The 25,173-nt window shown below is 72.7% G+C and carries 22 protein-coding genes; 8 read left to right on the top strand and 14 right to left on the bottom strand.

Annotated features, from left to right (window positions below; genetic code table 11):
* Positions 1-32 precede the first annotated feature (32 nt).
* The 5 genes from G011_RS0118560 to G011_RS0118540 all read right to left on the bottom strand — a co-directional run bounded on the left by G011_RS0118560 (position 33) and on the right by G011_RS0118540 (position 4,972).
* Positions 33-785, bottom strand: coding sequence for an ABC transporter permease (locus G011_RS0118560; RefSeq protein ID WP_019609796.1), 753 nt, complete (start codon positions 783-785; stop codon positions 33-35).
* Positions 785-1,540: an ABC transporter permease gene (locus G011_RS0118555; RefSeq protein ID WP_019609795.1), complete on the bottom strand. Its 756-nt coding sequence runs from the start codon at positions 1,538-1,540 to the stop codon at positions 785-787. The genes G011_RS0118560 and G011_RS0118555 overlap by 1 nt, the downstream gene beginning before the upstream one ends.
* Positions 1,537-2,436 carry an ABC transporter ATP-binding protein gene (locus tag G011_RS0118550; protein ID WP_019609794.1) on the bottom strand — a complete coding sequence of 300 codons (900 nt, stop codon included), beginning with the start codon at positions 2,434-2,436 and terminating at the stop codon, positions 1,537-1,539. Before G011_RS0118550 ends, G011_RS0118555 begins: the two co-directional genes overlap by 4 nt.
* Before the next feature lie 317 nt (positions 2,437-2,753).
* Positions 2,754-3,449 (bottom strand): response regulator transcription factor, encoded by a 696-nt coding sequence (locus G011_RS0118545; RefSeq protein WP_019609793.1) that lies wholly within the window; start codon positions 3,447-3,449, stop codon positions 2,754-2,756.
* A complete protein-coding gene (locus G011_RS0118540; protein WP_019609792.1) occupies positions 3,446-4,972 on the bottom strand; it encodes a sensor histidine kinase in 1,527 nt (508 codons plus the stop codon). The genes G011_RS0118545 and G011_RS0118540 overlap by 4 nt, the downstream gene beginning before the upstream one ends.
* 204 nt (positions 4,973-5,176) lie before the next feature.
* On the opposite strand from G011_RS0118540, the gene galE reads away from it, so the two are divergent.
* Both galE and guaA read left to right on the top strand, forming a co-directional pair.
* Positions 5,177-6,190 (top strand): UDP-glucose 4-epimerase GalE, encoded by a 1,014-nt coding sequence (gene galE, locus G011_RS0118535; protein WP_019609791.1) that lies wholly within the window; start codon positions 5,177-5,179, stop codon positions 6,188-6,190.
* A gap of 296 nt (positions 6,191-6,486) precedes the next feature.
* Positions 6,487-8,067, top strand: coding sequence for a glutamine-hydrolyzing GMP synthase (gene guaA, locus G011_RS0118530; protein ID WP_013155010.1), 1,581 nt, complete (start codon positions 6,487-6,489; stop codon positions 8,065-8,067).
* A gap of 249 nt (positions 8,068-8,316) precedes the next feature.
* Here the strand turns inward: guaA and G011_RS0118525 are convergent, their stop codons facing one another.
* Entirely contained in the window at positions 8,317-10,275 is a 1,959-nt protein-coding gene (locus G011_RS0118525; RefSeq protein WP_026338429.1) for a serine/threonine-protein kinase, read from the bottom strand.
* 262 nt (positions 10,276-10,537) lie between these two features.
* On the opposite strand from G011_RS0118525, the gene G011_RS0118520 reads away from it, so the two are divergent.
* The 3 genes from G011_RS0118520 to G011_RS0118510 all read left to right on the top strand — a co-directional run bounded on the left by G011_RS0118520 (position 10,538) and on the right by G011_RS0118510 (position 13,215).
* Positions 10,538-11,518, top strand: a complete 981-nt coding sequence (locus G011_RS0118520) for a 4-(cytidine 5'-diphospho)-2-C-methyl-D-erythritol kinase (protein ID WP_081642989.1) — start codon at positions 10,538-10,540, stop codon at positions 11,516-11,518.
* Positions 11,519-11,601: 83 nt separating this feature from the next.
* Positions 11,602-12,306 (top strand): thiamine pyrophosphate-dependent enzyme, encoded by a 705-nt coding sequence (locus tag G011_RS0118515; RefSeq protein WP_026338428.1) that lies wholly within the window; start codon positions 11,602-11,604, stop codon positions 12,304-12,306.
* A gap of 9 nt (positions 12,307-12,315) precedes the next feature.
* The gene (locus G011_RS0118510) at positions 12,316-13,215 is read left to right on the top strand and encodes a transketolase family protein (RefSeq protein WP_019609788.1); all 900 of its coding nucleotides are present in this window, start codon (positions 12,316-12,318) and stop codon (positions 13,213-13,215) included.
* Between the two features lie 235 nt (positions 13,216-13,450).
* Here G011_RS0118510 and G011_RS0118505 read toward each other — a convergent pair whose 3' ends face one another.
* From G011_RS0118505 to G011_RS0118490, 4 genes are read right to left on the bottom strand one after another with little or no spacing between them, the layout of a single operon-like run.
* Positions 13,451-14,338: a carbohydrate ABC transporter permease gene (locus G011_RS0118505; RefSeq protein WP_019609787.1), complete on the bottom strand. Its 888-nt coding sequence runs from the start codon at positions 14,336-14,338 to the stop codon at positions 13,451-13,453.
* Entirely contained in the window at positions 14,335-15,291 is a 957-nt protein-coding gene (locus tag G011_RS0118500; RefSeq protein WP_026338427.1) for a carbohydrate ABC transporter permease, read from the bottom strand. Before G011_RS0118500 ends, G011_RS0118505 begins: the two co-directional genes overlap by 4 nt.
* The gene (locus G011_RS0118495; RefSeq protein ID WP_019609785.1) at positions 15,288-16,646 is read right to left on the bottom strand and encodes a sugar ABC transporter substrate-binding protein; all 1,359 of its coding nucleotides are present in this window, start codon (positions 16,644-16,646) and stop codon (positions 15,288-15,290) included. Before G011_RS0118495 ends, G011_RS0118500 begins: the two co-directional genes overlap by 4 nt.
* 17 nt (positions 16,647-16,663) lie before the next feature.
* A complete protein-coding gene (locus G011_RS0118490) occupies positions 16,664-17,665 on the bottom strand; it encodes a zinc-dependent alcohol dehydrogenase family protein (protein WP_019609784.1) in 1,002 nt (333 codons plus the stop codon).
* A gap of 177 nt (positions 17,666-17,842) precedes the next feature.
* Here G011_RS0118490 and G011_RS0118485 point away from each other — a divergent pair, with 177 nt between their 5' ends.
* From G011_RS0118485 to G011_RS0118475, 3 genes are all read left to right on the top strand, one after another.
* Complete coding sequence (locus G011_RS0118485; protein ID WP_019609783.1) at positions 17,843-18,781, top strand: sugar-binding transcriptional regulator; 939 nt, start codon at positions 17,843-17,845, stop codon at positions 18,779-18,781.
* A 168-nt stretch (positions 18,782-18,949) separates the two neighbouring features.
* A complete protein-coding gene (locus G011_RS0118480; RefSeq protein ID WP_013155000.1) occupies positions 18,950-20,728 on the top strand; it encodes an ABC-F family ATP-binding cassette domain-containing protein in 1,779 nt (592 codons plus the stop codon).
* Between the two features lie 201 nt (positions 20,729-20,929).
* The gene (locus G011_RS0118475; protein WP_019609781.1) at positions 20,930-21,424 is read left to right on the top strand and encodes a glutathione peroxidase; all 495 of its coding nucleotides are present in this window, start codon (positions 20,930-20,932) and stop codon (positions 21,422-21,424) included.
* Between the two features lie 62 nt (positions 21,425-21,486).
* Here G011_RS0118475 and G011_RS0118470 read toward each other — a convergent pair whose 3' ends face one another.
* From G011_RS0118470 to G011_RS0118455, 4 genes are all read right to left on the bottom strand, one after another.
* Positions 21,487-22,476 carry a GDSL-type esterase/lipase family protein gene (locus G011_RS0118470; protein WP_019609780.1) on the bottom strand — a complete coding sequence of 330 codons (990 nt, stop codon included), beginning with the start codon at positions 22,474-22,476 and terminating at the stop codon, positions 21,487-21,489.
* Between the two features lie 233 nt (positions 22,477-22,709).
* Positions 22,710-23,219: a MarR family winged helix-turn-helix transcriptional regulator gene (locus G011_RS0118465; RefSeq protein WP_019609779.1), complete on the bottom strand. Its 510-nt coding sequence runs from the start codon at positions 23,217-23,219 to the stop codon at positions 22,710-22,712.
* A gap of 85 nt (positions 23,220-23,304) precedes the next feature.
* Complete coding sequence (locus G011_RS0118460; protein ID WP_174547716.1) at positions 23,305-23,961, bottom strand: TetR/AcrR family transcriptional regulator; 657 nt, start codon at positions 23,959-23,961, stop codon at positions 23,305-23,307.
* A gap of 14 nt (positions 23,962-23,975) precedes the next feature.
* On the bottom strand, positions 23,976-24,938 hold the full coding sequence (locus tag G011_RS0118455; RefSeq protein ID WP_019609777.1) for an acyl-CoA desaturase: 963 nt from the start codon (positions 24,936-24,938) through the stop codon (positions 23,976-23,978).
* Between the last annotated feature and the right edge of the window lie 235 nt (positions 24,939-25,173).

The raw sequence follows: 25,173 nt of genomic DNA, 5'->3' as shown, positions 1-25,173 counted from the left end.
GGTCGCCTTCGCGTTCTCTCCGGGACGGGCCCTCAGCGCACGTCCCGGCGGCTCAGCACCGTCGCGGAGAGCGCCCACAGGGCGAGGGTGGTCGCCGCGGCCGCCAGCACGACGGAGAACGCCGTCGGCAGGTCGAGGGACCCCGCGTCGGAGACGGCGGTGCTGCCCAGGCTGAGCGACGTGGTGACCAGCGACTGCGGCAGGAGGTAGGAGACCACCCCGCCCTCCCCGGAGTAGAGGAGGCCGACCCCGGCGACGCAGCCCAGGAGGCCCAGGGCGACGGGCGCGGCGAAGGAGCGGACCAGCATCGACAGCAGGGACTGCAACGCGGCGACCGGCAGCGCGGCGACGACGCCCAGCAGGGCGGCGGCCGCGCTGTGCCAGGGCAGCCAGCCGTCCAGGCCCAGGACGAGCTTCCCGCTCAGCACCACCAGCCCCAGCAGCACGAACTGCATCGTCACGACCACCAGGGCGAGCGAGGCGAGCTTGGCTCCGACGACCGAGAACGCCCGCGCGGGGGTGGCCATCAACAGGTTCCAGTTGTGGCCCCGGTGCTCCATGCGCCAGGCGGCCGACGCCGCCACCGCAACCCCCATCGACATGAACACCATGCCGTAGAAGAGCACCACCTGGGACCAGTAGGACGCCCACCCGGAGGAGAGGGCCTCCACGTTGCCCGCGTAGTTCACCGTTCCCGTGATGACCGCGAGCAGCGGCAGCACCACGGCCACGATCCACAGGGCCGAGCGGCGCAGCTTGGCGAGTTCGGCGAGGACCATCCCCATCACGCCTCCGTCCGGTCGAAGCGGTGGCTGGCCACGGCGAACAGGGCGGCCACGAGCACCAGGAACGCGGCCAGCCAGCCGTATCCGGGCGTGATCGCGACGAAGCCGTCGTCGCCCATCCCCACCGGGGAGACGACCGCGTAGTAGCCCCAGGGCAGCGCGCGCGCCAGGGCCGGGGGCATCAGCAGGGTGAACACCCCGCAGAACGAGCCGAGCAGCCCGAGCGCCAGCCCGACGAGCTGGTTCTCCACCCGGGCGGCCAGCAGCACGTGCAGGCACAGCATCGCCAGGTTCACCAGGAGCAGGCCGAAGGCGTACCAGACCCACATCCCGACGCGCGGCTCCACGGTGATCCCCGCGGCCAGGCCCGCCGTGAAGACCAGGGTGGTCTGGACGGCCACCGCGACCGCCAGCAGCAGGCCCAGCACCGCGACCTTGGCCCGGCACAGCCGCCCCGGACCGAACCCGGCCACCTGCGACAGCGTCCAGCCCCGGCCCTGGTGCTCGATGTCCACCTGCCTGCTGGCCAGCACCGAGACCAGGAGGGGCGAGGTCATGGCCGCGATCATGACGTAGCTCATGAGCAGGCCCTCCCACGGCTGGGCGGCCGGATCGCCGAAGCCCTCCCGTGCGGAGTCCGACATCAGGTTCATGCAGGACAGGCCCACGACGGCGGCCACCATGACCGCGCAGACCAGCACGACCCGGAGCCTGCGCGCCTTGCGCAGTTCGAGTCTCACCGCCGTCAGGATCACAGCAGCCCCTCACGGCCGGTGAGGTCCATGAAGACCTCCTCCAGGGACTGCTGGACGCGCCGCACCCCGTGGACCGGTACGTCGCCCTCGACGAGGCGCCGCACGAGCGCGGCGGTGTCCTCGTCGCCGAACCCGGACAGGCGCACGCCCCGCTCCGCACGCACGGCGGGGATGCCCAGGGCCAGGGCCCGGTCGGGTTCGGGGGTGTCCACGAGCAGGTCCGGCACGCTGCGGTGGAACAGCTCGGTCCGGGTGCCCTGGAAGACCAGCTTCCCGCGGCCCAGGATGCCCAGCACCGAGGCCATCCTGTCGATCTCGTCGAGCAGGTGGCTGGAGACCATGACCGTGACGCCCTCCCCGGCCAGCGTCACCAGCAGTTCGCGGACCTCCTCGATGCCCGCGGGGTCCAGACCGTTGGTGGGCTCGTCGAGGATGAGCAGGCGCGGCTCCCGCGCCAGGGCCATCGCGATGCCCAGCCGCTGCTTCATCCCCAGCGAGTACGCGCGGACGAGCTTGCCCATGTGCTCCTGGAGGCGCACGGTGGCGACCGCGCGGGAGACCTGCCGGTCGCTGAGCCCGAGCATCCGCTGGACGATCGCCATGTTCTCCCGCCCGGTCAGGTGGGCGTAGCCGGGAGGCGCCTCGATGAGGGAGCCGATCTCCCGCAGCAGGGCGGGGCGCGTGTCCCGGTTCATCGGCTGCCCGAAGACGGTGATCTCGCCCCGGGTGGGCCGGGCCAGCGACAGCAGCATCTTCATGGTGGTGGACTTGCCCGAGCCGTTGGGGCCCAGGAAGCCGTAGACGCAGCCCGGCGGCACCCGCAGGTCGAGGTCGTCGACGACGGTGCGCGCACCGTAGGCCTTCGTCAGGTGGTGGGTGGTGATGATGTGGTCCATGGAACTCCTTCCGCCGAGGAGTCTCCGGTGCCGGACCCGAGGAGGGCATCGTGCCGGGGGAGGGGAAACGCGCTCGTACCGCGGTAGGAGGAGGGGACGCGGGGCGGCGGGCGCGCCGGACGGACTGAGGCGGGAGCCGGGCACCGCCGTGGCAGCGGGGCACGGGGAAGGCCGGCCCCCGGAGCCGGGTAGGGGGTGCCGGGGCGGGGCCGGACCCCCGGAGACGCACGGGGATGCGGTACCGGGGCGCGGGGAAGGCCGGTGGCGCGGAGTCGGGCGGGGGCGTCGGGAGGGGCGGGCTCGCCGGGGGCGCCCGTTCACGCCTCCCGGAGCAGGTCCTCGCGGCCCACCAGCCCGGCGCGGAACGCGAACAGCACGGCCTGCACCCGGTCGCGGGAGCCGGTCTTGGCCAGGACGTGGCCGACGTGGGTCTTGACCGTGGGCATGGACAGCACGAGGCGCTCGCAGATCTCCGTGTTCGTGTACCCCAGCGCCACGGCGACGAGGACCTCCTGCTCGCGCGGGGTCAGCGAGGCGACGGCGCGCCGGGTGTCCCCGTCGATCGGGACCGGGCGGGAGGACGGGCCGCCCAGCAGCGGGCGCACGTGCCCGAGCAGCCTGCGCGTGGAGCTGGCCGAGATGACGGAGTCGCCCCGGTGCACGGTCCGCACGGCCTCCAGCAGCTCCTCGGGCGGGGTGTTCTTGAGCAGGAAGCCCGCGGCCCCGGCCTCCACGCCCTTGACCACGTACTCGTCGGTGTCGAAGGTGGTGAGGATGACGACGCGGCAGTCCGCCCCGGAGGAGACGAGGGAGCGCGTGGCGCTCAGCCCGTCCGTGCCGGGCATCTGGACGTCCATGAGCAGGACGTCGACGGGGTCGGAGTGCTGCCTGGCGAGGGCCTGGGCCCCGTCGCCCGCCTCCCAGGCCACGGTCAGGTCCGGCTGGGAGTCGATGACCATCGCCATGCCCGCCGTGAACAGCACCTGGTCGTCGGCCAGCCCCACGCGGATCACGCCTCCTCCCAGGGGACCACCGCGCGCACCCGCCAGGTGCCGGTGGCGTCGTCGGCGCCGACCTCCAGGGTGCCGCCGTGCAGGCCCACGCGCTCGCGCATGCCGACCAGGCCGTGGCCGGGGCCCCGCCGAGCGCCGCCCGGAACCGTCCCGACGGCGGAGGGCGACTTGGCGGCGGAGTGCCTCCCGGTATCAGAGGGCCTTCCGGGGCCGCAGGAACCCGCGGGCGCCGAGGGGCCCGAAGTGTCCGCGAACACCGGGGGACCCGAGCGGCCCGTGGGAGGGACGCCCTTGGGTACGGAGAGGGCCGTGGGCATGGAGAGGCCCGCGAACACCGGGGGAGCCGAGGGGCCTCCAGACGCGGACGTACCCGCGGATTCCGAGCGGCCTGAGGGGCCCGCGGGTGTGGTGAGGGCCGCGGGTGCGGCCTCGCGGACGGAGTTGGCCACGTCGATCCCGACCCGCCCGGGCGACCACGTCAGCTCGACCCGCACGGCGGCGGGTCCCCCGTGCTTGAGCGCGTTGGCCAGCGACTCCTGCACCACGCGGTAGACCGTCAGGGACGCGGTCGTCGGCAGGGTCGCCGGGGCGCCGGTGTCCGCCCGGCCGCCGCGCGGGGCGGCCGGGGACCCGTGCTGGACCAGGCGGATCCGCAGACCGGCGCGGCGGTACTCCTCCACGAGGCCGGATAGATCGCCGACCCCGGGGGCCGGCGAGGCCCCGCGCTCCTCGCCGTCGCGCAGGACGCCCAGGAGCTGGTGCAGTTCCGCCGCCGACTCGCGTCCCACCTGGGCGACGGTGGCCAGGGCGGCCACCGCGCGCTCCGGGGCGGCCTTCGCGGCGTAGCGGCCGCCGTCGGCCTGGGCGACGATGACGTTCAGCGAGTGCGCGAGGATGTCGTGCATCTCCCGGGCGATGCGGGTCCGCTCGTCGAGCGCGGCCAGGCGCACCTCCTGCTCCCGCTGGGTCTCCAGCAGCCGGGCGTGCTCCACGACGCGGGCGAACTCCTCGCGGTTGCGCCTGCGGAACGCTCCGAGCAGGGAGAACAGGGCGACCGCCGTCCACGCCGAGAAGACGCTGTTGAGGCGCAGCTCCAGGTCCGGGGAGAGGTTGTCCGGCGGGATGGAGAGGACGGCCCAGGCCGCCCCGGTCAGGAGCAGGACGAGGCCGACGGCGCGCCACGGGCGCGGGAGTTCGGCCTGCGCCGTGTAGGAGGCGACCAGGGCGCAGATACCCACCGGAGCAGTGAGCTGGTCGAACCAGAGGATGTGGAACGCCAGCAGGAACCCCAGTACCGCCAGGCACGCAAGCGGGCGGACGCGGCGCAGGGCCAGGGCGGCGCAGCACGCGGTGGCCAGCACGAGGTAGACCCACGACTCGGCGGTGTCGAAGCTGGTCCTCGGCCAGGTCGCCATCGACATGGCGAACCAGACGACGGCCCAGAGCGCGTCCACGGCGAGCACGTGGCCGCGGGCCCACAGCGTCACGCGGTCCAGGAGGGAGCGTGGGGACAGGTCGGGCATTCCCCCAGGATAGGAACGCGCGGGCCGGAGGGCCTCGTGCCACGGCATGAGACCGGGGCGTCCGAAAGGCGGTCCCGTGGCCCCCGGATGCCGCCGAAGGGCAGGTCACGGGGCATGGCGTGTCCACGGGCCCGCTCCCGGAGGGCGCCTATCCTGGGGAGCGCCCGCGACGCGGCGGGCGCACTCCACCCAGGGAAGCGAGACATGAACGTACTGCTCACCGGCGGTGCCGGGTACATCGGCTCCCACACGGCGGTCGAACTCCTCGAAGCCGGGCACGAGGTCGTGGTCGTGGACCTCCTCTCCAACAGCCACGAGGAGGCCCTGCGCCGCGTCGAGCGCATCACCGGGCGCACCGTCGCCTTCCACCGGGCCGACTGCGCCGACCCCGAGGCGATGCGCCGGGTCTTCGCCGAGCACCGCGTCGACGCCGTCATCCACATGGCCGGGCTCAAGGCCGTGGGGGAGTCGGTGGAGCAGCCTCTGCGCTACTACCGCAACAACATGGACGCCCTGTTCACGCTCATCGAGGTCATGGACGAGCACGGCGTGCGCGACCTGGTGTTCAGCTCCTCGGCCACCGTCTACGGCGACCCCGAGCAGGTGCCGATCACCGAGGACAGCGCCCTGTCCGCCACCAACCCCTACGGCGCCACCAAGCTGTTCGCCGAGCGCGTCCTCCAGGACACGGCCGCCGCCGACCCGCGCTGGCGGATCACCGCCCTGCGCTACTTCAACCCCATCGGCGCCCACCCCAGCGGCCTGATCGGCGAGGACCCCCAGGGCGTTCCCAACAACCTCTTCCCCTACGTCGCGCAGGTCGCCGCGGGCCGCCGCGAGCGGCTGAACGTGTTCGGCGACGACTACGACACCCCCGACGGCACCGGCGTACGCGACTACCTGCACGTGGTGGACCTGGCCCAGGGGCACATGGCCGCCGTGGAACACCTCGCCGACGCGCCCGGGTACCGCGTCTACAACCTGGGCACCGGGCAGGGCACCTCCGTCCTGGAGGGCCTGCGCGCCTTCGAACGCGCCACCGGCGCGGCCGTCCCGTACGCCGTGGTCGACCGCCGCCCCGGCGACATCGCCGTGTGCTACGCCGACCCCTCGGCCGCCGCCCGCGACCTGGGCTGGAAGGCCGTGCGCACGGTGGACGACGCCTGCCGCGACGCGTGGCGCTGGCAGTCGGCCAACCCCGCTGGCTTCACCGCCTGAGCTCCGGGAAACCCTCCCGGCGGCCCCGTCGCGCGAGCTGAGCCGGACCGCACACGCGCGCGGGGCCTCCCGGGCGTGTGCAACGCCCAGGGCGTGTTCGGTGGGTGTCGCCCGTCGCGAGCGGCGCATCCAGTGCGGCTATCGCAAGGCCGAAGAAGGAGTCAGGGTGGGGTCCTGTCGACTGATGAGAACGCCGCGAGAGTTGTGCTGGGGCGTCGCGCAGCAGGGCAGATGCCCGCCGAACACGCCCTAGACTGGGCGGACATCCCTGTACTTCCTGCGGAAGGTCCTCCGTCGTGTCCGTTGGTGCTGAGAGCACGTTCGACACCGTTCTCGTCGTCGACTTCGGCGCGCAGTACGCGCAGCTGATCGCACGCCGGGTCCGCGAATGCCACGTGCACAGTGAGATCGTGCCCTCGACCATGCCCGTCGAGGAGATGCTCGCCAAGAAACCCAAGGCCATCATCCTCTCCGGCGGACCGTCGTCGGTCTACGCCGAGGGGGCCCCGAACCTGGGCCCCGAGCTGTTCGAGACCGGGGTGCCCACCTTCGGTATCTGCTACGGCTTCCAGGCGATGACCCGGGCCCTGGGCGGCACCGTCGCCAGGACCGACCTCAGTGAGTTCGGCCGCACCGAGCTGTCGGCGGTCACCGACTCCCTGCTGTTCGCCGGGATGCCCGCCGAGCAGCTGGTCTGGATGTCGCACGGCGACTCGGTGGTGGAGGCCCCCGAGGGCTTCGCCACGACCGCCAGCACCGCGGGGGCCCCGGTCGCCGCGTTCGAGCACACCGGCCGCAACCTCTTCGGCGTCCAGTTCCACCCCGAGGTCCTGCACACCGAGCACGGCCAGGAGGTGCTGCGCCGCTTCCTGTACGAGGGCGCCGGGTGCCGCCCCACCTGGACGATGGTCAACATCGTCGAGGAGCAGCTGGAGCGCATCCGCGAGGACATCGGCGACAAGCGCGTCATCTGCGCGCTGAGCGGCGGCGTGGACTCCGCGGTGGCCGGCGCGCTGGTGCAGCGCGCCGTCGGCGACCAGCTGACCTGCGTCTTCGTGGACCACGGCCTGCTGCGCAAGGGCGAGGCCGAGCAGGTGGAGAAGGACTTCGTCGCGATCACGGGCGCCAAGCTCAAGGTCGTGGACGCCGAGGAGCGGTTCCTGTCCGCCCTCGCGGGGGTCTCCGACCCCGAAGAGAAGCGCAAGATCATCGGCCGCGAGTTCATCCGCGTGTTCGAGCAGGCGGCCCGCGAGGTCGTCGCCGAGAGCGGCGAGACCGGCGCCGAGGTCGAGTTCCTGGTGCAGGGCACCCTCTACCCCGACGTGGTGGAGTCCGGCGGCGGTACCGGGACCGCCAACATCAAGTCCCACCACAACGTGGGCGGCCTGCCCGACGACCTCCAGTTCACGCTGGTGGAACCGCTGCGCGAGCTGTTCAAGGACGAGGTGCGCAAGGTCGGCGAGGAGCTGGGCCTGCCCGCCGAGATGGTCTGGCGCCAGCCCTTCCCCGGCCCCGGCCTGGGCATCCGCATCATCGGCGAGGTCACCCGCGAACGCCTGGAGATCCTGCGCGAGGCCGACGCGATCGCCCGCGAGGAGCTGACCCGCGCCGGACTCGACCGCGACATCTGGCAGTGCCCGGTGGTGCTGCTCGCCGACGTGCGGTCGGTGGGCGTGCAGGGCGACGGGCGCACCTACGGCCACCCGGTCGTGCTGCGCCCGGTCAGCAGCGAGGACGCCATGACCGCCGACTGGTCGCGCGTGCCCTACGACGTGCTGGCCAGGATCTCCAACCGCATCACCAACGAGGTGCGCGAGATCAACCGGGTGGCGCTGGACGTGACCAGCAAGCCCCCGGGCACCATCGAGTGGGAGTAGCCCCCTCGGGGGAGTGAACCCGGAGGGCGGGCCCCCGAGGAGACGGACGGGCCCGGGGTGACGACGCGTCGTCACCCCGGGCCCGTCCGTCCGTCTTCGCGGCGCCGTTCCGGGCACCGGTCGTCCACAGGCGCGAACCGGGGGTGGCGGAGCGGGGCGCCGGTGCGGTGTCCTGGATACAGGGGGGCTCCCCACCCCGGCGGCACGGTGCTGCCCCGCGACAGGCGCGGCCCGACCCCGGTCCGGGGCTCAGTCCACGATGTGCTCGATGTTGATCTCCGTGGCCTCCGCGCCCGTCCGGTGGTTGAGCACCAGCGTGCGCGGGTCCATGTCGTCGCGGAGTATGAACACCAGCTCGCCCCCGGCGGCGACCCCGGGACTGATCCCGGCCGGGTCCCACAGCGGGGCCTCGACCTCGCGCACGGACGGCGCCTGGGCGTTGACGGGCTCCCCGCTGGTCGTCAACTGCTGCGCCGTGTGCTCGAACCTCACCAGTTCGTCGCTGACGTTGAACAGCTCCAGGTCCACCACGCAGTACTGGCCGGTCGAGGGCAGCTCCGAGCGGATGTTGTGCTCGGTCAGGCCGCAGCTGACGCCGCGGATCCGGTACTCGACCATCCGGTCGGCCGAGGCGCCCGACATCCCGCTGGGCACCTCGCCGGGCGCCTCCTCCTCGTCGGCGCCGCCGGGGGACTCGTCGCCGGGCGCGGGCTCCTGCGGTTCCTGGGCGGCGCCCGTCTGCTCGGAGGAGTCCCCCTGGGAGTCGCCGTCCCCGAAGAGCGACCAGTCGCTGAGGTTGGTCAGCACGGTCGCCATGACGATCAGGGCCGCCAGCAGCGCCACGGCGCCCAGCACCAGGGCCACGACCGTCCCCTTGCGCCTGTTGGGCGCGGCGGGCTGGTGCGGTGGCGGCGGCACCGGCGGAACGTAGGGCTGCGGACCCCGGCGGCCCGTCTGCTGGTCGGCCGGGGGGACCATCGGGATCGGCCCGGTGGAGGCCGGGTGCGGCGCCTGGGCGGGGCCGGGCACGGGCCGGGACTGCTGCACCGGGCCGCCCTGGGGCTGCCCGCCCGGAGCCTGGACCCCGGGGGCCTGGTGCACCTGCTGCGCCTGGCCCCCCGGCGGGGGACCGGCCGGATGGCCCGGCGGCGGTCCCTGCGGGCGCGGGTAGTTGCCCGTCTGGTGCACGGGCGGGGGCATGGGCGCGGGCGGTGCGCCCTGGTACTGGCCTGGCGCCGGGTGCCGCATGCCCGCCATGGTCTGGTGCGGCCCCTGCTGGGGGTGGGGCATGCCGTGCGGGGGCATCGGGGGCAGGTTGGGCCGCCACGACTGGTGCAGCGCGTGGGACACCATGTCGTTGGGGTTGCTGTTGTCCTCGCCGCCCGCCAGCTCCAACAGCAGGTCCTGGGCGGTGGGGCGGCGGCCCGGCTCCTTGGCCAGCGCGCGCGTCACCAGGCGGTCCAGGGGACTGATCAGGTTGCCGATCTGGGGTTCGGCGAACAGCACCCGCTTGCCCAGCGTCATGGCGTCGCCGTTGCCGAAGGGGTGGGTGCCGTTCCCGGCGAAGGCCACTAGGCAGCCCCAGGCGAAGATGTCCGCCGAGGTGGTGACCTTCTCCTCCAGCAGCTGCTCGGGCGCCATCCAGCCGGGGCTGCCCATGACGATGCCGGTCTGGGTGTGGTTGGTGGCGGTGTTCATCGCGCGGGCGATGCCGAAGTCGATCACCCGGGGCCCCGAGAGCGACAGCAGCACGTTGGCGGGCTTGAGGTCGCGGTGGACCAGCCCGGTGCGGTGGATGGCGGCCAGGGCGGCCGCCACGCCCAGCGCGAAGCCGTGCAGCGTCGAGGAGTCCAGCGGACCGTTCTCGGCGATGTGCTCGGCCAGGGCGGTGCCCGCGATGTACTCGGTGACCATGTAGGGACGGTTCTCGAACGTCCCGTGGTCGAGCACCTTGGCGGTGCAGAAGGAGGCGACCTTGCGGGCGTTCTCCATCTCGTCGCGAAAGCGCGCCCGCGTCGCCTCGTCGAAGGCGAGCTCCGGGCGGATGACCTTGATGGCTACCTGGTTGTTGCGCTCGGGCGTGCTGCCCAGGTAGACGGTTCCCATGCCGCCGCTACCCAGCTTCCCGGACAGCACGTAGGGACCGATGGTGGCCGGATCCCCGGCGGCCAGCGGTTCCAGGTTCTTCGGGAGCCCATCCGACGGCAAGCGACCCTCCCCGACGGTGTCCAAACTCCGCCTTGCCCCAAGGTAGCGGTGTTTGTGCCCGGATTCCCACTCACGGGCCTGATCGGGCCGTTCTGGGGGCGGGCGGAAACTGACATGACAGTGGTGACGATCCCCGAACCGCGTCCGAGGTTCCCGTTTTCCTCTGACGGCTTACGCGCCGACGGGAGGCGGTGAACACACCGGAGCCCCCGGAGGGCACTGTGTTCACGCAAGGTGGGGGTTCCTTTACGATTGGGGACTCGTGACCGTTAATACCACCGTAACCGTGCGGGTCCCCGCGAAGGTGAACCTCCAGTTGGCGGTGGGGCCCAGACGTGAGGACGGGTTCCACGACCTCGTCAACGTGTTCCACGCCGTCTCGCTGTTCGATGAGGTTACCGTCCAGGCGGCTTCCTCGCGCCGACCGAGCCCGCCCGGCGGTGTCGGATCGGCCGCCGAAGCCTTCGCCGGACTGACCGCGGGCGGCGCGCTGGGGTCCCACCTGTCCCGGGTGCCCCTGGACGGGTCCAACCTGGCCGCGCGCGCGGTGACCCTGCTGGCGGAGCGGACCGGCCGGGGCCTTCCCGTCACGGTCCACCTGGACAAGAACATCCCGGTGGCGGGCGGCATGGCCGGGGGCAGCGCGGACGCCGCGGCCGCCCTGCTGGCCTGCGACCGCCTGTGGGGCTGCGGCCTGCCGCTGGAGGAACTGCTCGGGTACGCGGCCGACCTGGGCAGCGACGTCCCCTTCGCGCTGCTGGGCGCCACCGCGGTGGGCATGGGGCGCGGGGAGATCCTGCGGCCGATGACCAGTCCGGGAAGGTTCCGCTGGGTCTTCGCCCTGTCGCCGCACGGCCTGTCCACGGCCAGCGTGTTCGCCGAGTACGACCGCATCCGCCCGGACGCCCCCGAGCCCCTGCTGGACCGGGGGCTGGCCGACGCGCTCGTCGGCGGCGACCCGGCGGCTCTGGGCGCCGCGCTGACCAACGACCTCCAGGAGGCCGCGCTCTCGCTGCTGCCCGAGCTGGAGCGCACCCTCAAGACCGGCGCCGGTGCGGGGGCGCTGGGCTCCCTGGTGTCGGGGTCCGGTCCGACCTGCGCCTTCCTGGTCGGCGGCGGCGACGAGCGGGAGTCGGTCGTCGCGGAGCGGGAGGCCGCGGTGGTGGCGGCGCTGGAGGGCAGCGGGCTGTGCGAACAGGTCGTGACGGCGTACGGGGACGTCCCCGGGGCCACCGTCCTGTGACGTAAATCACTCCCGACTTTCCTGGTCGGAGGCGGCGCGCGCCATTTGACCTCAATCATTGTTGAGGTTCAACACTGGTGAACATGACCACCGCAACCGCTCTCTCGCGCTACGCCGACCTACCAGCCCTCATCGGACTCATGGAGGGTGACGAGAAGCACAACGGAGCCTCCCACTCGACACTCGACATCGTGTGGGTGCTCTACGACCGTGTGCTGTCCGTCACCCCCGAGACCGCCGACGACCCGGCACGGGACCGGTTCCTGCTCTCCAAGGGGCACGGCCCCGCCGCCTTCTACGCCGTGCTCGCGGCCAAGGGCTTCCTGGACGTGCCGACGCTGCGCGGCTGGACCGCCTTCGACTCACCGCTCGGCCACCACCCGGACCGGCTGCTCGTGCCGGGCGCGGAGATCGGCAGCGGGTCGCTCGGCCACGGGCTGCCCCTGGGCCTGGGCAGCGCGCTCGGCCTGCGCGCCCAGGGGGTCCGCCGCTCCGACGGGAGCGAACCCCGCGTCGTGGTGCTCGTCGGCGACGGCGAACTCGACGAGGGCAGCAACCACGAGGCCATCGCCGTCGCCGGACGGCTCGGCGTGGACAACCTCACCGTCGTCGCCGTGGACAACGCCTCCGCCAGCCACGGGTGGCCGGGCGGGATCGGCGCCCGCTTCGAGATCGAGGGCTGGGAGGCCCGCGACGTCTCCGGCCGCGACCACGACGCCCTGTACGGGGCGCTCACCCGGCCCCACCCCGGACGGCCGCTGGCCGTCGTCGCCCGCGTCCGCTCCTAGGAGGACCCCATGCGTGACACCTTCGCCGCCACCGTCAGCCGCGCCATGGACACCGACCCCCGCCTGACCGTCGTCCTGGCCGCCGTCTCCACGGGCATGTTCCGCGGAGCCGCCGCCCGCCACCCCGGCCGTGTGATCGACATGGGCATCCGGGAGCAGGCCATGATCGGCGTGGCCGGGGGACTGGCCCTGACCGGGATGCGCCCGGTCGTGCACAGCTACGCGCCGTTCCTGGTGGAGCGGCCCTTCGAACAGATCAAACTGGACCTGGGCCACCAGGGAGTGGGCGCCGTCCTGGTGAGCATCGGCGGCTCCTACGACGCCGCGGAGGAGGGGCGCACCCACCAGGCACCCGGCGACGTGGCGCTGCTGGACACCCTGCCGGGGTGGACCGTGTACGCGCCGGGGCACCCCGACGAGGTGCGCGCCGCCCTGGAGGCCGCCCTGCCCGGCCAGGACCGCGTGTACGTGCGCCTGTCGGGGACCTCCAACCGCGCGGCGATGCCGTTGGACGGACGCCTCAGCGTGGTGCGCACGGGCTCGCCGCGCTCGGCCGGGGTGGTGGTGGCGGTCGGGCCGATGCTGGACCGGGTGCTGGAGGCCACCGCAGACCTGGACGTGACGGTCGCCTACACGGCCACCGTGCGCCCCTTCGACCGCGAGGGGCTGAGCGCGCTCGTCGGCGCGGCGGGCAACGCCGACGTGCTGGTGGTGGAGCCCTACCTGAGCGGGACCTCGGCGCACGAGGTCGCCGCGGCGCTGGCCGACCGGCGCCACCGCCACCTGGGCCTGGGCGTGGCACGGGACCGCGAGGTGCGCGCCTACGGAACCCCGGCGCAGCACGCCCAGGCGCACGGGCTGGACACCGAGGGCGTCGCCAAGTCCGCCCGGGCCTTCTTCCTCGTGTGACCCGCTCGCCGGTGTGACCGGTCTTCCCGTGCGACCCGGCCGCCGGTGCGGCCCGCCTCCCGCGTCGGGCCCGCGCGCACGAAGGCGCGGACCACCGGCGCGCGGGCCGGCGGTCCACGCCCTCCGGCCCGCCCGACGGTGCGGGCCCCGCGTCCCGGCTCCCGCCTCCGCGGCGGGCGGGACGATCACCCGGACCCGCCCGGGGCCCTGCGTGGTGCGGCCCCGGGCGCCTCCTCTACTTGACGGCGCCCATCGACAGGCCGCGCACCAGCTGGCGCTGGGCCGCCCAGCCCACCACCACGATGGGCAGCGACGCCATGACGGCGGCCGCCGCCAGCTGCGCCACGAACAGTCCCTCGCTCGTGATGAAGCCGGTCAGGAACACCGGGACGGTCGCGGCCCGGGCGGCGGTCAGGTTGACGGCGAAGAAGAACTCGTTCCAGGCGAAGATCATGCAGATCAGCGCGGTCGCCGCGATGCCCGGGGCCATCACCGGCATCATCACCGACCACAGCACGCGCGCCAGCCCGGCTCCCTCCACCCGGGCCGCCTCCACGATCGCCTTGGGCACCTCCAGGAAGAACGACCGCAGCATCCACACCGCGATGGGCAGGTTCATCGCCGTGTACAGCACCACCAGGGTCCACACGTTGTCCAGCATGGACAGGTGCGCGGCGGCGACGTAGATCGGCACCACGACCGCCACCACCGGCAGCATCTTCGTCGAGATGAAGAAGAACAGCACGTCCTGGGTCCGCTTGACCGGGGCCACCGACAGCGCGTAGGCGGCGGGCAGCCCGAGCAGCAGCACCAGGAGCGTGGACGCCAGGGTGGCGATCGCCGAGTTGCCCAGGTACGGCACGAAGTCCGCGCCCAGGACGGTGGTGAACCGGTCCAGCGTCGGCTGGAAGAAGAGCGTCGGCGGGTCGGTCGCGGCCTGGTTCTCCTCCTTGAACGCGGTCAGCACCAGCCACAGCACCGGGAACACGAACACCAGTCCCACGGCCCACGTGAACACGGTCAGGGCGGCGCTCCCCAGCCGGGCCCGGGAGCGGCCGACCGCGCGCGGCGCGCGTGCGGCGACGGCGCCGCCCGCGGGTCGTTCGGGGGCTCGGGCGGTCACGATGTCGCCTCCTGTGCGTTCATGAACGTGCGGAAGATCAGCCGCAGGGCCAGCGTCGCCACGATGATGGTGCCGACCACCACCACGACGCCCATGGCCGCGGACTGGCCGATGTCGAACCCGAGGAAGGTCCGCTGGTAGACGTAGAAGGGCAGGTTGGAGCTGGCGGTGCCCGGCCCGCCCTGGGTCATCATGTAGATGGTGTCGAAGGTGTTGACCACGTAGACCGACCCCAGCAGCACGCCCAGCTCGATGTAGCGGCGCAGGTGCGGCAGGGTGATCCAGGCGAACATCTGCCACCGGGACGCGCCGTCGACCTGGCCCGCCTCCAGCACGTCGGAGCCCTGGCTCTGGAGCCCCGCCAGCACCAGCAGCATCATGAACGGCGTCCACTGCCAGACCAGCGCGGCCACCACGGAGAACACGGGCGCCTGGGAGACCCAGTCGAACGACTCGACTCCGAACGGCGACAGCACGAAGTTCACCAGGCCGAACACCGGCTCCAGCATGATGTGCTTCCACAGCAGCGCCGTGGCCACCGGCAGGATCAGGAACGGGGTGATGACGAGCGTGCGCACCACGCCGCGCCCCCTGAACTTCCGGTCCAGCAGCAGCGCGAGCCCGATGCCCAGCAGCATCGCCACCACCACGCAGGAGGCGGTGATCAGCACCGTGTTCGCCGCCGCGCCCAGGAACTGCCGGTCGGTGAAGACCGCCGCGTAGTTGGCCAGGCCCACCCACGCCTGGGAGTCGGGCCGCAACAGGTTCCACGAGCGCAGCGAGTACACGACCGTCGCCAGGAACGGCAGCTGCGTGACGACCAGCATGAACACCAGGGCGGGCAGGAGCGGGGCCCGGCGGGCCCATCCGCCCCCGCCGCGGCTCCGTCTCGGCCGCTCGGGCGGCGTCGCCGCCGCGGGCGCCTCGCGCGCGGGCGCGGTCACAGCGCTCATCGGTCGTCCTCCCTGTAGGTCCCACCGACGACCTCGGCGTACTCCTGGCTCTGTTCGAGCGCCTGCTCGACGGTGATCTGCCCGGCTACGGCCGCGCTCAGCTGCTGGCTGACCCGGGTGCCCAGGTCCTGGAACTCGGGGATGGCGAGGAAGCCGATGCCCTCGTAGGGGACCGGGCGCGTGCCCGGGTCCCCGGGGTCCGCCTCCTGGATGCCCTGGAGCATGGGCTCGGCGTAGGCCCGGGCGACCTCCCGGTACTCGGGGACCTCGAACGTGGAGAGCCGGTTGCCGGGCGGCACCCGTTGCCAGCCGTACTCCTCGGCGACGGTGCGCACGTAGTCCTTGTCGGTCATCCACTCCAGGAACGCCCACGCCTCCTCCTTGTGCTCGGAGGTGGAGGGGATGCCCAGCGCCCAGGTGTAGAGCCAGCCGCCGTAGTCGGTCTCGGCCACCGGCGCCGCGGCGTAGCCGTTGAGTCCGGCCACAGTCGCCGAGTCCGGGTCCTCGATGGTGCTGACCATGGAGGTGGAGTCGTAGAACATGGCCGCCCGGCCCTGGGAGTAGCGGTTCAGGCAGTCCCCGAACCCGCTGTTGGCCGCGCCCGGCTGGCCGTGCTCGCGCGCCAGGCCCACGTAGAACTCGGCGGCGCGCCGGAACTCGGGGGAGTCGATCTCGGCGTTCCAGTCCTCGTCGTACCAGCGCCCGCCGAAGGTGTTCAGGACGCTGTTGAAGGGGCTCAGCACCTCGCCCCAGCCCGCGAGGCCGCGCAGACAGATCCCCGAGACCCCCGGCTCCACGCCGTCGAGCTCGGCGGCCAGGTCCGCCACCTCCTCCCAGGTGGGGTTGGGCGGCATCTCCACCCCGGCCTGCTCGAACAGGTCCTCGCGGTAGGCGAGGAAGGAGGACTCGCCGTAGAAGGGCACCGAGTACATGTCGCCCTCGTGGGACAGGTCCTCCCTGATGGAGGGGATGAAGTCCTCGTGGTCGTAGCCCTCGGCGGCGTCGATGGAGGGTTGCAGGTTCTCCAGCCAGCCGTACTCGGCCCACTGGCGGGTCTCGTAGTTGCTGATCATGACGACGTCGAACTCGCCCCCGCCGGTGGCCACGGAGGTGGTGATCTTGGCGCGGGCCTCGTTCTCGGGCAGGGACACGAAGTCGAGCGCGATGCCGGGGTGCTCCGCGCGGAACCGCGACTCCAGGGAGATCGCGTCCTGCATCTGCGGGTTGGACACGATCGCGACGGTCAGCCGGACGGCGCCGTCATCGGAGGAGAGGGCGCCCGTCCCGGCGCACCCGGTGAGCAGCAGCCCGCAGGCGGCGACGGCGGACGCCCGGACGGCGTAGGTGGTGTGCACTTCGCTGCCTTCCCGGGTCAGGCGGTCTCGTCGGGGACGACCTGGACCTTCACCCCGGTGCCCGCGCGCATCATGGCCAGCGCCTCGGGGAACTTCTCCAGGGGCAGGGCGTCGGTGAGCAGCGGCGCGGTGCGCACGGCGCCGCTGCTGATGAGGTCCACGGCCGCCCCGTAGCTGTTGAGCACGGCCATGGAGCCCACGACGGTGATCTCGTCGTTGTAGATCCGAAACGGCGACAGCGCCACGCGGGCCGCCTCGTCGGCGACCCCGAAGACCAGCAGGCGCCCTCCCCGCCGCAGCGAGTCGAAGGCCGCCTCGATGGCGGAGGGCGCGCCCGTGACGTCCACCGCGGCGTCGAAGCGCTCGTCGCCCAGCTCGGACGTGTCCGTCGCGGTGGCGGCGGCGCCGAGGTCGGTCGCGATGGCCAGGCGGCGGGTGTTGCGGTCCACCACGGTCACGCGGGCGCCGGAGTTCTGCAACAGCTGCTGGAGGAGCAGGCCCATGGTCCCGGCGCCCACCACCAGGAAGCGCTCGCCGGTCTCCACCCCGATGCGCCGGACACCGTGAACGGCGCACGAGAGCGGCTCGACCAGGGCGCCCTCGCGCATGCTCACCGAGTCGGGCAGGCGGTAGCAGTTGGCGGCGGGGACGGCCACGTACTCGGCGAACGCGCCGTCCACGGTGTCGCCGATCGCGCCCCAGTTGGCGCACAGGTTGCCCCGTCCGGCGCGGCAGTACTCGCAGTGCCCGCAGAACAGGGAGGGGTCCACGGCCACCCGGTCGCCGGGGCGCAGGTCCCCCGGGGCGTTCTCGCCGACGGCCGTGACCGTTCCGGCGAACTCGTGCCCGGGCACCAGCGGGTAGGGGCTGGGCGGGAACTCCCCGTCGGCGATGTGCAGGTCCGTTCCGCAGATCCCGCAGGCGCCGACCCGGACCACCACGCCGTCGGCGGCGGGGTGCGGGTCGGGGCGGTCCCCCACGGTGACGGAGCCCGGTTCGGTGATGATGGCGGCACGCACGGTTGGGAACCTCCCGTTGAACGCTCATGTGAGCGGTGTGGGTCACATATGTTTCGAACATTGAACGCCCATCGGAAACGCGCTGTCAATGGATCCGGCACATTCGAGTACACTCCTGCACGTATGAGCGATCAGCGTGGTGAGGTTCAGGAGACGGCCCCCAGCGGCCCCGCGGAGATGGTGCGGCTCGCCGCCATCGCCCGCAGGTTCTACCTGGACGGGCGGTCCAAGGTGGAGATCGCCGAGGAGTTCGGCCTGAGCAGGTTCAAGGTCGCCCGGGACCTGGAGACCGCCCGCAGCAGCGGGATCGTGCGCATCGACATCCGCCTGCCCGCCCGGCTGGACGGGGAGCTGTCCGAGCGCATGCGCGCGGCCTTCGGCCTGCGCCGGGCGATCGTCGTGGACGCCCTGGACGACCCGCGGGACACGCGCCGGGCGCTGGGGTCGGTGGCGGCGCGGCTGCTGTCGGAGATCGTGCGGCCCGACGAGGTGCTGGGGCTGGCCTGGAGCAGGTCGCTCCAGCTGATGGGCCTGGACATGGTGGACCTGCCGCGCTGCACGGTGGTGCAGCTCAACGGCGTGCTGTCCGAGCAGGCGGAGGGCGGCGGATCGGTCGAGACGGTGCGCCGGGCGGCCGCGCTCTCGGGCGGACCGGCGTACCCCATCTACGCGCCGCTCATCCTGCCGGACGCCGCCACGGCGGCGACGCTGCGGGCCGACCCGGGCATCGCCTCAGCGTTCGCGCACTTCGACCGCCTCACGACGGCCGTGGTGGCCATCGGGGGCTGGGACGAGCGCAACTCGACCGTCTTCCAGGCGCTGGACCCGGACTCGCGGGCCAGGTACACCGCGCTGGGCGTGTGCGCGGAGATGTCCGCCCAGCTGTTCGACGCCGACGGCCGGCAGGTGCACTCCGACCTGGACGAGAGGGTCATCAGCGTCCGGGCGGACCAGCTGCGCCGGGTGCCCGAGGTGGTGGCGGTCGCCGGCGCCGGGGACGAGGCCAAGGCCAGGGCGATCGGCGCCGCGCTGCGCAGCGGCCTGGTGTCCACGCTGGTGACGGACGACGCCGTGGCCCGGCTGCTGCTCGACGAGGAGCCGACGGGGCGGGAGTGAGACACCGGTCGCCGCCCCGGGGGAGCGGCGGCGGGCGCGGGGACGGGGCTTGGGTGACGCCGCGTGCCCGGCGCCTCCGCCCGTCCGGGGCCGCCCTCCCGCCCCGGAGCCGTCCGGGGGAGCGGCGGCGGTCAGCGCACCACGGCACTGCCGCCACAATGGATAGCGATGAATCTGGTCAATCTTCAGGACGTGTCCCTGGCCTACGGGCCGCTCGTACTCCTCGACAAGGTGTCGCTCGGCGTCGACGAGGGTGAGCGCATCGGCGTCGTCGGCCGCAACGGCGGCGGCAAGTCCACGCTCATCTCCGTGCTCTCGGGCATCACCCGGCCCGACTCCGGGCGGGTGGTGCACAACCGCGGGCTGCGCATCGGCTTCCTGCACCAGCGCGACACCTTCCCCGACTCCACGGTCGGGGAGTTCGTCCTGGGCGACCGGGCCGAGCACGAGTGGGCGGGCGACGCCCGCGTCCGCGACATCCTGCGCGGACTCCTCGGCGGCTGGGCCCTGGACACCCCCATGAGCGGCCTGTCCGGCGGCGAGCGCCGCCGCTCCGGCCTGGCCCGGCTCCTGGTGGGCGACCACGACCTCATCGTGCTCGACGAGCCCACCAACCACCTCGACATCGAGGGCATCGCCTGGCTCGCCGAGCACCTGCGCGCCCGTCCCGAGGCGCTCGTGGTCGTCACCCACGACCGCTGGTTCCTGGACGCCGTCACCACCCGCACCTGGGAGGTCGGACGCGGCGCGGTCGAGCGCTACGAGGGCGGTTACGCCGCCTACGTCCTGGCCAAGGCCGAGCGCGAGCGCCAGGCGGCCGCCGCCGAGGAGCGCCGCCAGAACCTCATGCGCAAGGAGCTGGCCTGGCTGCGCCGCGGCGCCCCGGCCCGCACCTCCAAGCCCAAGTTCCGCATCGAGGCGGCCAACCAGCTCATCGCCGACGAGCCGCCGCCCCGCGACACCGTCGAACTGGTCAAGTTCGCCAGCTCCCGGCTCGGCAAGACCGTCATCGACCTCAAGAACGTGTCCGCGTCCGTCCCCGACCGGACCCTGCTCGACCACCTCACCTGGCAGCTGGGCCCCGGCGACCGGGTCGGCCTGGTCGGGGTCAACGGCGCGGGCAAGTCCACCCTGCTCAGGATCCTGGCCGGGGAACGCGAGCCCGACTCCGGCAGCGTGCGCACCGGCCGGACCGTCAAGCTCGCCCACCTGTCCCAGAACGTCGCCGAACTCGACCCCGCCGCCCGCCCCCTCCAGGCGGTCATGGACGTGCGCGAGCACGTCACCATCGGCAAGCGCGACTACACCGCCAGCCAGATGCTGGAGCGGTTCGGGTTCCGCGGGGAGCGCCAGTGGACCCCGATCGGCGACCTGTCCGGCGGTGAGCGCCGCCGCCTCCAGCTGCTGCGGCTGCTCATGGACGAGCCCAACGTGCTGCTGCTGGACGAGCCCACCAACGACCTGGACATCGAGACGCTCACCGAGCTGGAGGACCTGCTCGACGGCTGGCCCGGCTCCCTGGTGCTGGTCAGCCACGACCGCTACTTCCTGGAGCGCATCACCGACCGCGTGCTGGCCCTGATGGGCGACGGCGGCCTGGCCTTCCTGCCCGGCGGCGTGGACGAGTACCTCCAGCGCCGCGCGGCCAGCGCGGGCGAGGCCACCGTGCCGCTGGGCGCCTCCGAGGCCGCCGCGGCCCAGGCCCCGGCGGAGCAGCCCGCGGTGTCGGCGGCCGAGCGGCGCGCCGCGCAGAAGGAGATGCAGCGCGTCGAGCGGCGCATGGACCGCATCGCCAAGCGCGAGGCGGAGCTGCACGAGCTGATGGCCGCCGCGGCCGAGGACTACACCCGGCTCGCCGAACTCGACGCGGAGGCCAAGGCCCTGGCCGTCGAGCGCGGGGAGCTGGAGGAGGTCTGGCTGGAGCAGGCCGAACTCGTCGGGGAGTGAGGCCGCGGCGCGGCTGACCGCGAAGGACGCCCGGCCGGAGCACTCCGGCCGGGCGTCCGGCTCGGAGAGGCGGTACGGCTGGACCGGGGCCCCTTCCTGAGAAAGAATCCGAGCCACGGCGGCGTGCGCTCCGAATACGCCGTGAAGCACCGCGCCGCGCGGTGGGCGTCGGCGCCCCGGCAAACGAGGAGATGGACGCGGATGAGCGACCTGGACGAGATCCCGGTGACCCTGATCGACGGACGCGAGACGACGTTCGGAGAGTGGTCCGGCAAGGTGAGGCTGGTGGTCAACGTCGCCTCGCGCTGCGGCTACACCCCGCAGTACGAGCGGCTGGAGAAGCTCCAGCACCGGTACGGCGACCGGGGGTTCACCGTGCTCGGCGTGCCCAGCAACCAGTTCCTCCAGGAGTTCGGCAGCGAGGAGAAGATCGCGGAGTACTGCTCGGCCACCTGGGGCGTCACCTTCCCCATGACGGCCAAGGCCAAGGTCAACGGCAAACAGCAGCACCCGCTCTACGCGGCGCTCTCCTCCGCAGAGGACGAGGACGGCAAGGCGGGGAAGGTCAAGTGGAACTTCGAGAAGTTCCTCGTCCTCCCCGACGGCGCCGTGCACCGCTTCCGCAGCTCGACCGAGCCCGACGACCCAAGGATCACCGCGCTCATCGAGAAGGCGCTCCCCGGCGGCCCGGAGTAGACGCCGCCTTCACTCGTTCCCCGGCGGCCCGCCCCCGAACGCGGCCGCCGGGCCCGGCCGGGTCACTCGGCCCGGTCCACCTGCCGGGCGAAGACGGCGGCGATCTCGCGCGCGCCCTCCTCGTTGGGGTGGATGTCCGGGCCCCGCTCGCCGTGGCACATCCACGTCAGGTCGCAGATGTTCTGGAGGTTGGCGGGCAGCCCGGTCCCACTGCCCCGGGGCACCTCCTGGTTGGTGGACTCGAAGACCGCGTCCACCTCCGCCACGTCGATCCCCTCCGCCCGGTAGGCGGCGGCGATCGTCCCGTTGACCTCCAGCAGGATGTCCACCGCCTCCTCGGCCAGACCCCCGCGCGCCTCGGTCTCGGGGAAGAGCTCCTCGGCCTCCTCCGCCGCCGCGGTCGCCTGCTGGGCGGGGTCCCCGTCCAGCAGCAGGAAGGCCAGGAACGGGTTGTAGTAGGTCATCCCGACGATCTGCGTGTCCGGCCCCGCCGCCTCGCGCAGCCGCTCGGCGATCTCGGGGGTCTCCTCCCGGAGCCGGTCCAGGCCCTCCTCCACGCACGCGCGGTCGATGTCCACGTCCCCGGAGTCGGGGGCCTGCCCCTCGGGGGTGTTGATCCCCCGCACGCAACGGGTGAAGTTGTTGGCGCCGATGGTCAGGGTGACCAGGTCCACCTCGCCCCGGTGCCCGGCCAGGAAGGCCTCGGCCTCCTCCAGTTGCGAGCCGTGCTCGTAGCGGGGGTCGCAGCCGGGCAGCCCGCCCTCCATGAAGGTGGTGGTGTCCTCTCCCGCGCACCCCATCCGCTCGTGCCGCAGCTCCGGGCGCTCCTCCTTCAGGGTGCGGTACAGGACGTCGGTGTAGCCCTCGGAGGTCTCCACCGGTCGGCCGTTCCCGTCGGGCTGCACGCCCACGCTGATCGAGTCGCCCAGGGACAGGTAGCGGCCGCCGGAGTCCGCCCCGCCGCCTTCGCCGCCGGAGCTCCCGCCTTCACCGTCCCCGCCACCGTTGCCCGAGCACCCCGCGACCAGCACGGCCGCGGCCGCCACGGCCATCCAACGGACCCGCACGTGTTCCCCCGAACGATCGACTGCGCGTACCGGGGCTGGACTACCCCGGGACGCGCGGTTCTCACGCGGTACGGCCGTGCGGCGTCCGACACACGGCGGCGGTCCCGGCTTCGGGGGCGAGGGGGGAGTACGCGCCGGTCGGCGAGGACGGCGGCGATTCGCCGCGCGCCCGCCCTGTCCGTGTGGAAGCCGGCCCCCCGGGGGCCGGTACCGCCTGTCTAACCCTGCTGGCCCTCGGGGCCCCGGTCGAGGGGCGCCAGGAGGCGTCTGAGTAACGATGCCAGCTGTTCGCGGTCTCCGTCGGCCATCGGCGCCAGCAGGGTCTCCTCGTAGCTCAGGAGCGACCTGAGGGCCGCGTCGATGCGCTCGGCGCCCCGCTCGGTCAGCCGGACCAGGACCCCGCGCTTGTCGGCGGGGTCGGGGCGGCGCCGCACGAGCCCGGCCGCGGCCAGCCGGTCCACCCGGTTGGTCATGGTTCCCGAGGTCACCAGGGTGGCGCGCAGCAGCCGTCCGGGGCTCAGCTCGTACGGGGGGCCGGAGCGGCGCAGCTCGGCGAGCACGTCGAACTCCCAGGGCTCCAGGTCGTGCTCGGTGAAGACGGTGCGCCGGGCACGGTCCAGGTGGCGCGCGAGCCGCGACACCCGGCTGAACACCTCCAGCGGCGTCACGTCCACGTCGGGGCGTTCGGAGCGCCACGCCTCGATCAGCCCATCCACCTCATCGCGCATGGGGACAGCTTATCTCTTGACATCAAGATAGTGGGGCGGGTATGCCGCGCACACCCGCCCCACAGGTCACCAGGACCGCCCCGCGTCAGCCCGTCCTGCGCTTGCCCGGGCTCAGCCTCGGCTTCGGCTCCAGGCTCGACAGTCCGTTCCAGGCCAGGTTGACCAGGTGCGCGGCGACCACCTCGCGCTTGGGCCTGCGCACGTCCAGCCACCACTGGCCGGTCAGGGCCCACATCCCCACCAGGGCCTGGGCGTACATGGGGGCGAGCGCCGGGTCGTAGCCCCGTTCGGCGAACTCGTCGACCATGATGTGCTCGACCTGGCTGGCGATGTCGTTGAGCAGACTGGCGAAACTCCCCGTGCCGGAGGCCGCGTGCGAGTCCCGGGTCAGCACCCGGAACCCCACGGTGTTCTCCTCCACGTACCGCAGCAGGGCCAGGGCCGCGTTCTCGATCTTGCTCCGGGCGCCGTCGGCGGAGAGGGCCTCGCCCATCATCGCCAGGAGGGTGCGCATCTCACGGTCGACCACGACCGCGTAGATGCCCTCCTTGCCGCCGAAGTGCTCGTACACCACGGGCTTGGACACACCGGCCCGCGCGGCGATCTCCTCGACGGAGGCCGCGTCGAACCCGCGCTCGGCGAACAGCTCCCGGCCGATCTCCAACAGCTGTTGCCGACGCTCCTTGCCCGTCATGCGCTTACGGCGCACACGGATCTTCTGACCGCTGTCGGCTGCTCCCATGATGGCTACCGATCCTAGACGCTGACCCGTTTGGCGGCGAGTCGCTCGTTGTTGGGCCAGCGGACCTTGGAGGCCCAGCCGAGCTTCTCGAAGACCCAGATGACGCGGGCGGAGATGTCGATCTGACCCTTGAGCACGCCGTGGCGGGCGCAGGTGGGGTCGGCGTGGTGCAGGTTGTGCCAGGACTCGCCGAAGGACGGGATGGCCAGCCACCACACGTTGCGGGAGCGGTCGCGCACCTCGAAGTTCTCCTCGCCGATGGTGTGGCAGATGGAGTTGATCGACCAGGTGACGTGGTGCAGCAGGGCCATGCGCACCAGGCTGGCCCAGAAGAAGGCGGTGAACGCGCCCCACCAGGACATGGTGACCAGGCCGCCGATGAGCGCCGGGGCGCCCAGGGAGAAGACCACGATCAGCCCGAAGAGCTTGTCGACCAGGACGATGTCCTTGTCCTTGAGCAGGTCGGGGGCGAAGCGGCGCGGCGAGGTCTTCTTCTCGTCCAGGTACATCCACGCCATGTGCGCGTAGTACAGGCCCTTGGCGACCGACTTCCAGTCGTCGCCGAAGCGCCACGGCGAGTGCGGGTCGCCCTCGGCGTCGGCGTACTTGTGGTGGCGGCGGTGGTCGGCCACCCACTTGATGACGCTGCCCTCGATGGCCATCGAACCGGCGATCGCGAGCGCGATGCGCAGCGGGCGCTTGGCCTTGAACGAGCCGTGCGTGAAGTGGCGGTGGAAGCCGACCGTGATGCCCAGGCCGCTGATCAGGTAGAAGACCGAGGCGATGGCGATGTCGGTCAGGGTCAGGCCCCAGCCCCAGAAGAAGGGCAGCGAGGCCAGCAGGGCGATCAGCGGCACGAACACGAACGCGAAGACCGTGTAGCGCTCGGCCTTGCCGCGCAGTTCGGGCTCGTACTCGGGGATCGCCTCGCGCTTCGGCTCTGTCGTCTTGGTCGGTAGCTCGGGAGCAGCGGTCATGGGTTCTTCCTCGCTGTCAGGCGGTCGGGCAACGTCGTCGCGGTCAGGACGGCGTCCGAACGGCACCTGAGTGACCGCCGCGACGACCCAACCTATTCCTACGTAACCGTAACCTACGATGCCGTAGGTTTGGCAAGCCCTCCGTCGAAGGCGCTATGTTGGTGGCTGGCGTACGGGCGGTGTGCTCCGCCCTCGCGCGTTCCCGGATGATGTAATCGGCAGCATGTGGGGTTTT

It is taken from the genome of Nocardiopsis sp. CNS-639 (assembly GCF_000381685.1).
GTDB classification, from domain to species: Bacteria; Actinomycetota; Actinomycetes; order Streptosporangiales; family Streptosporangiaceae; genus Nocardiopsis; species Nocardiopsis dassonvillei.
The sequence above is the reverse complement of the archived record's forward strand: the minus strand, read 5'-3'. Positions and strand labels throughout refer to the sequence as shown.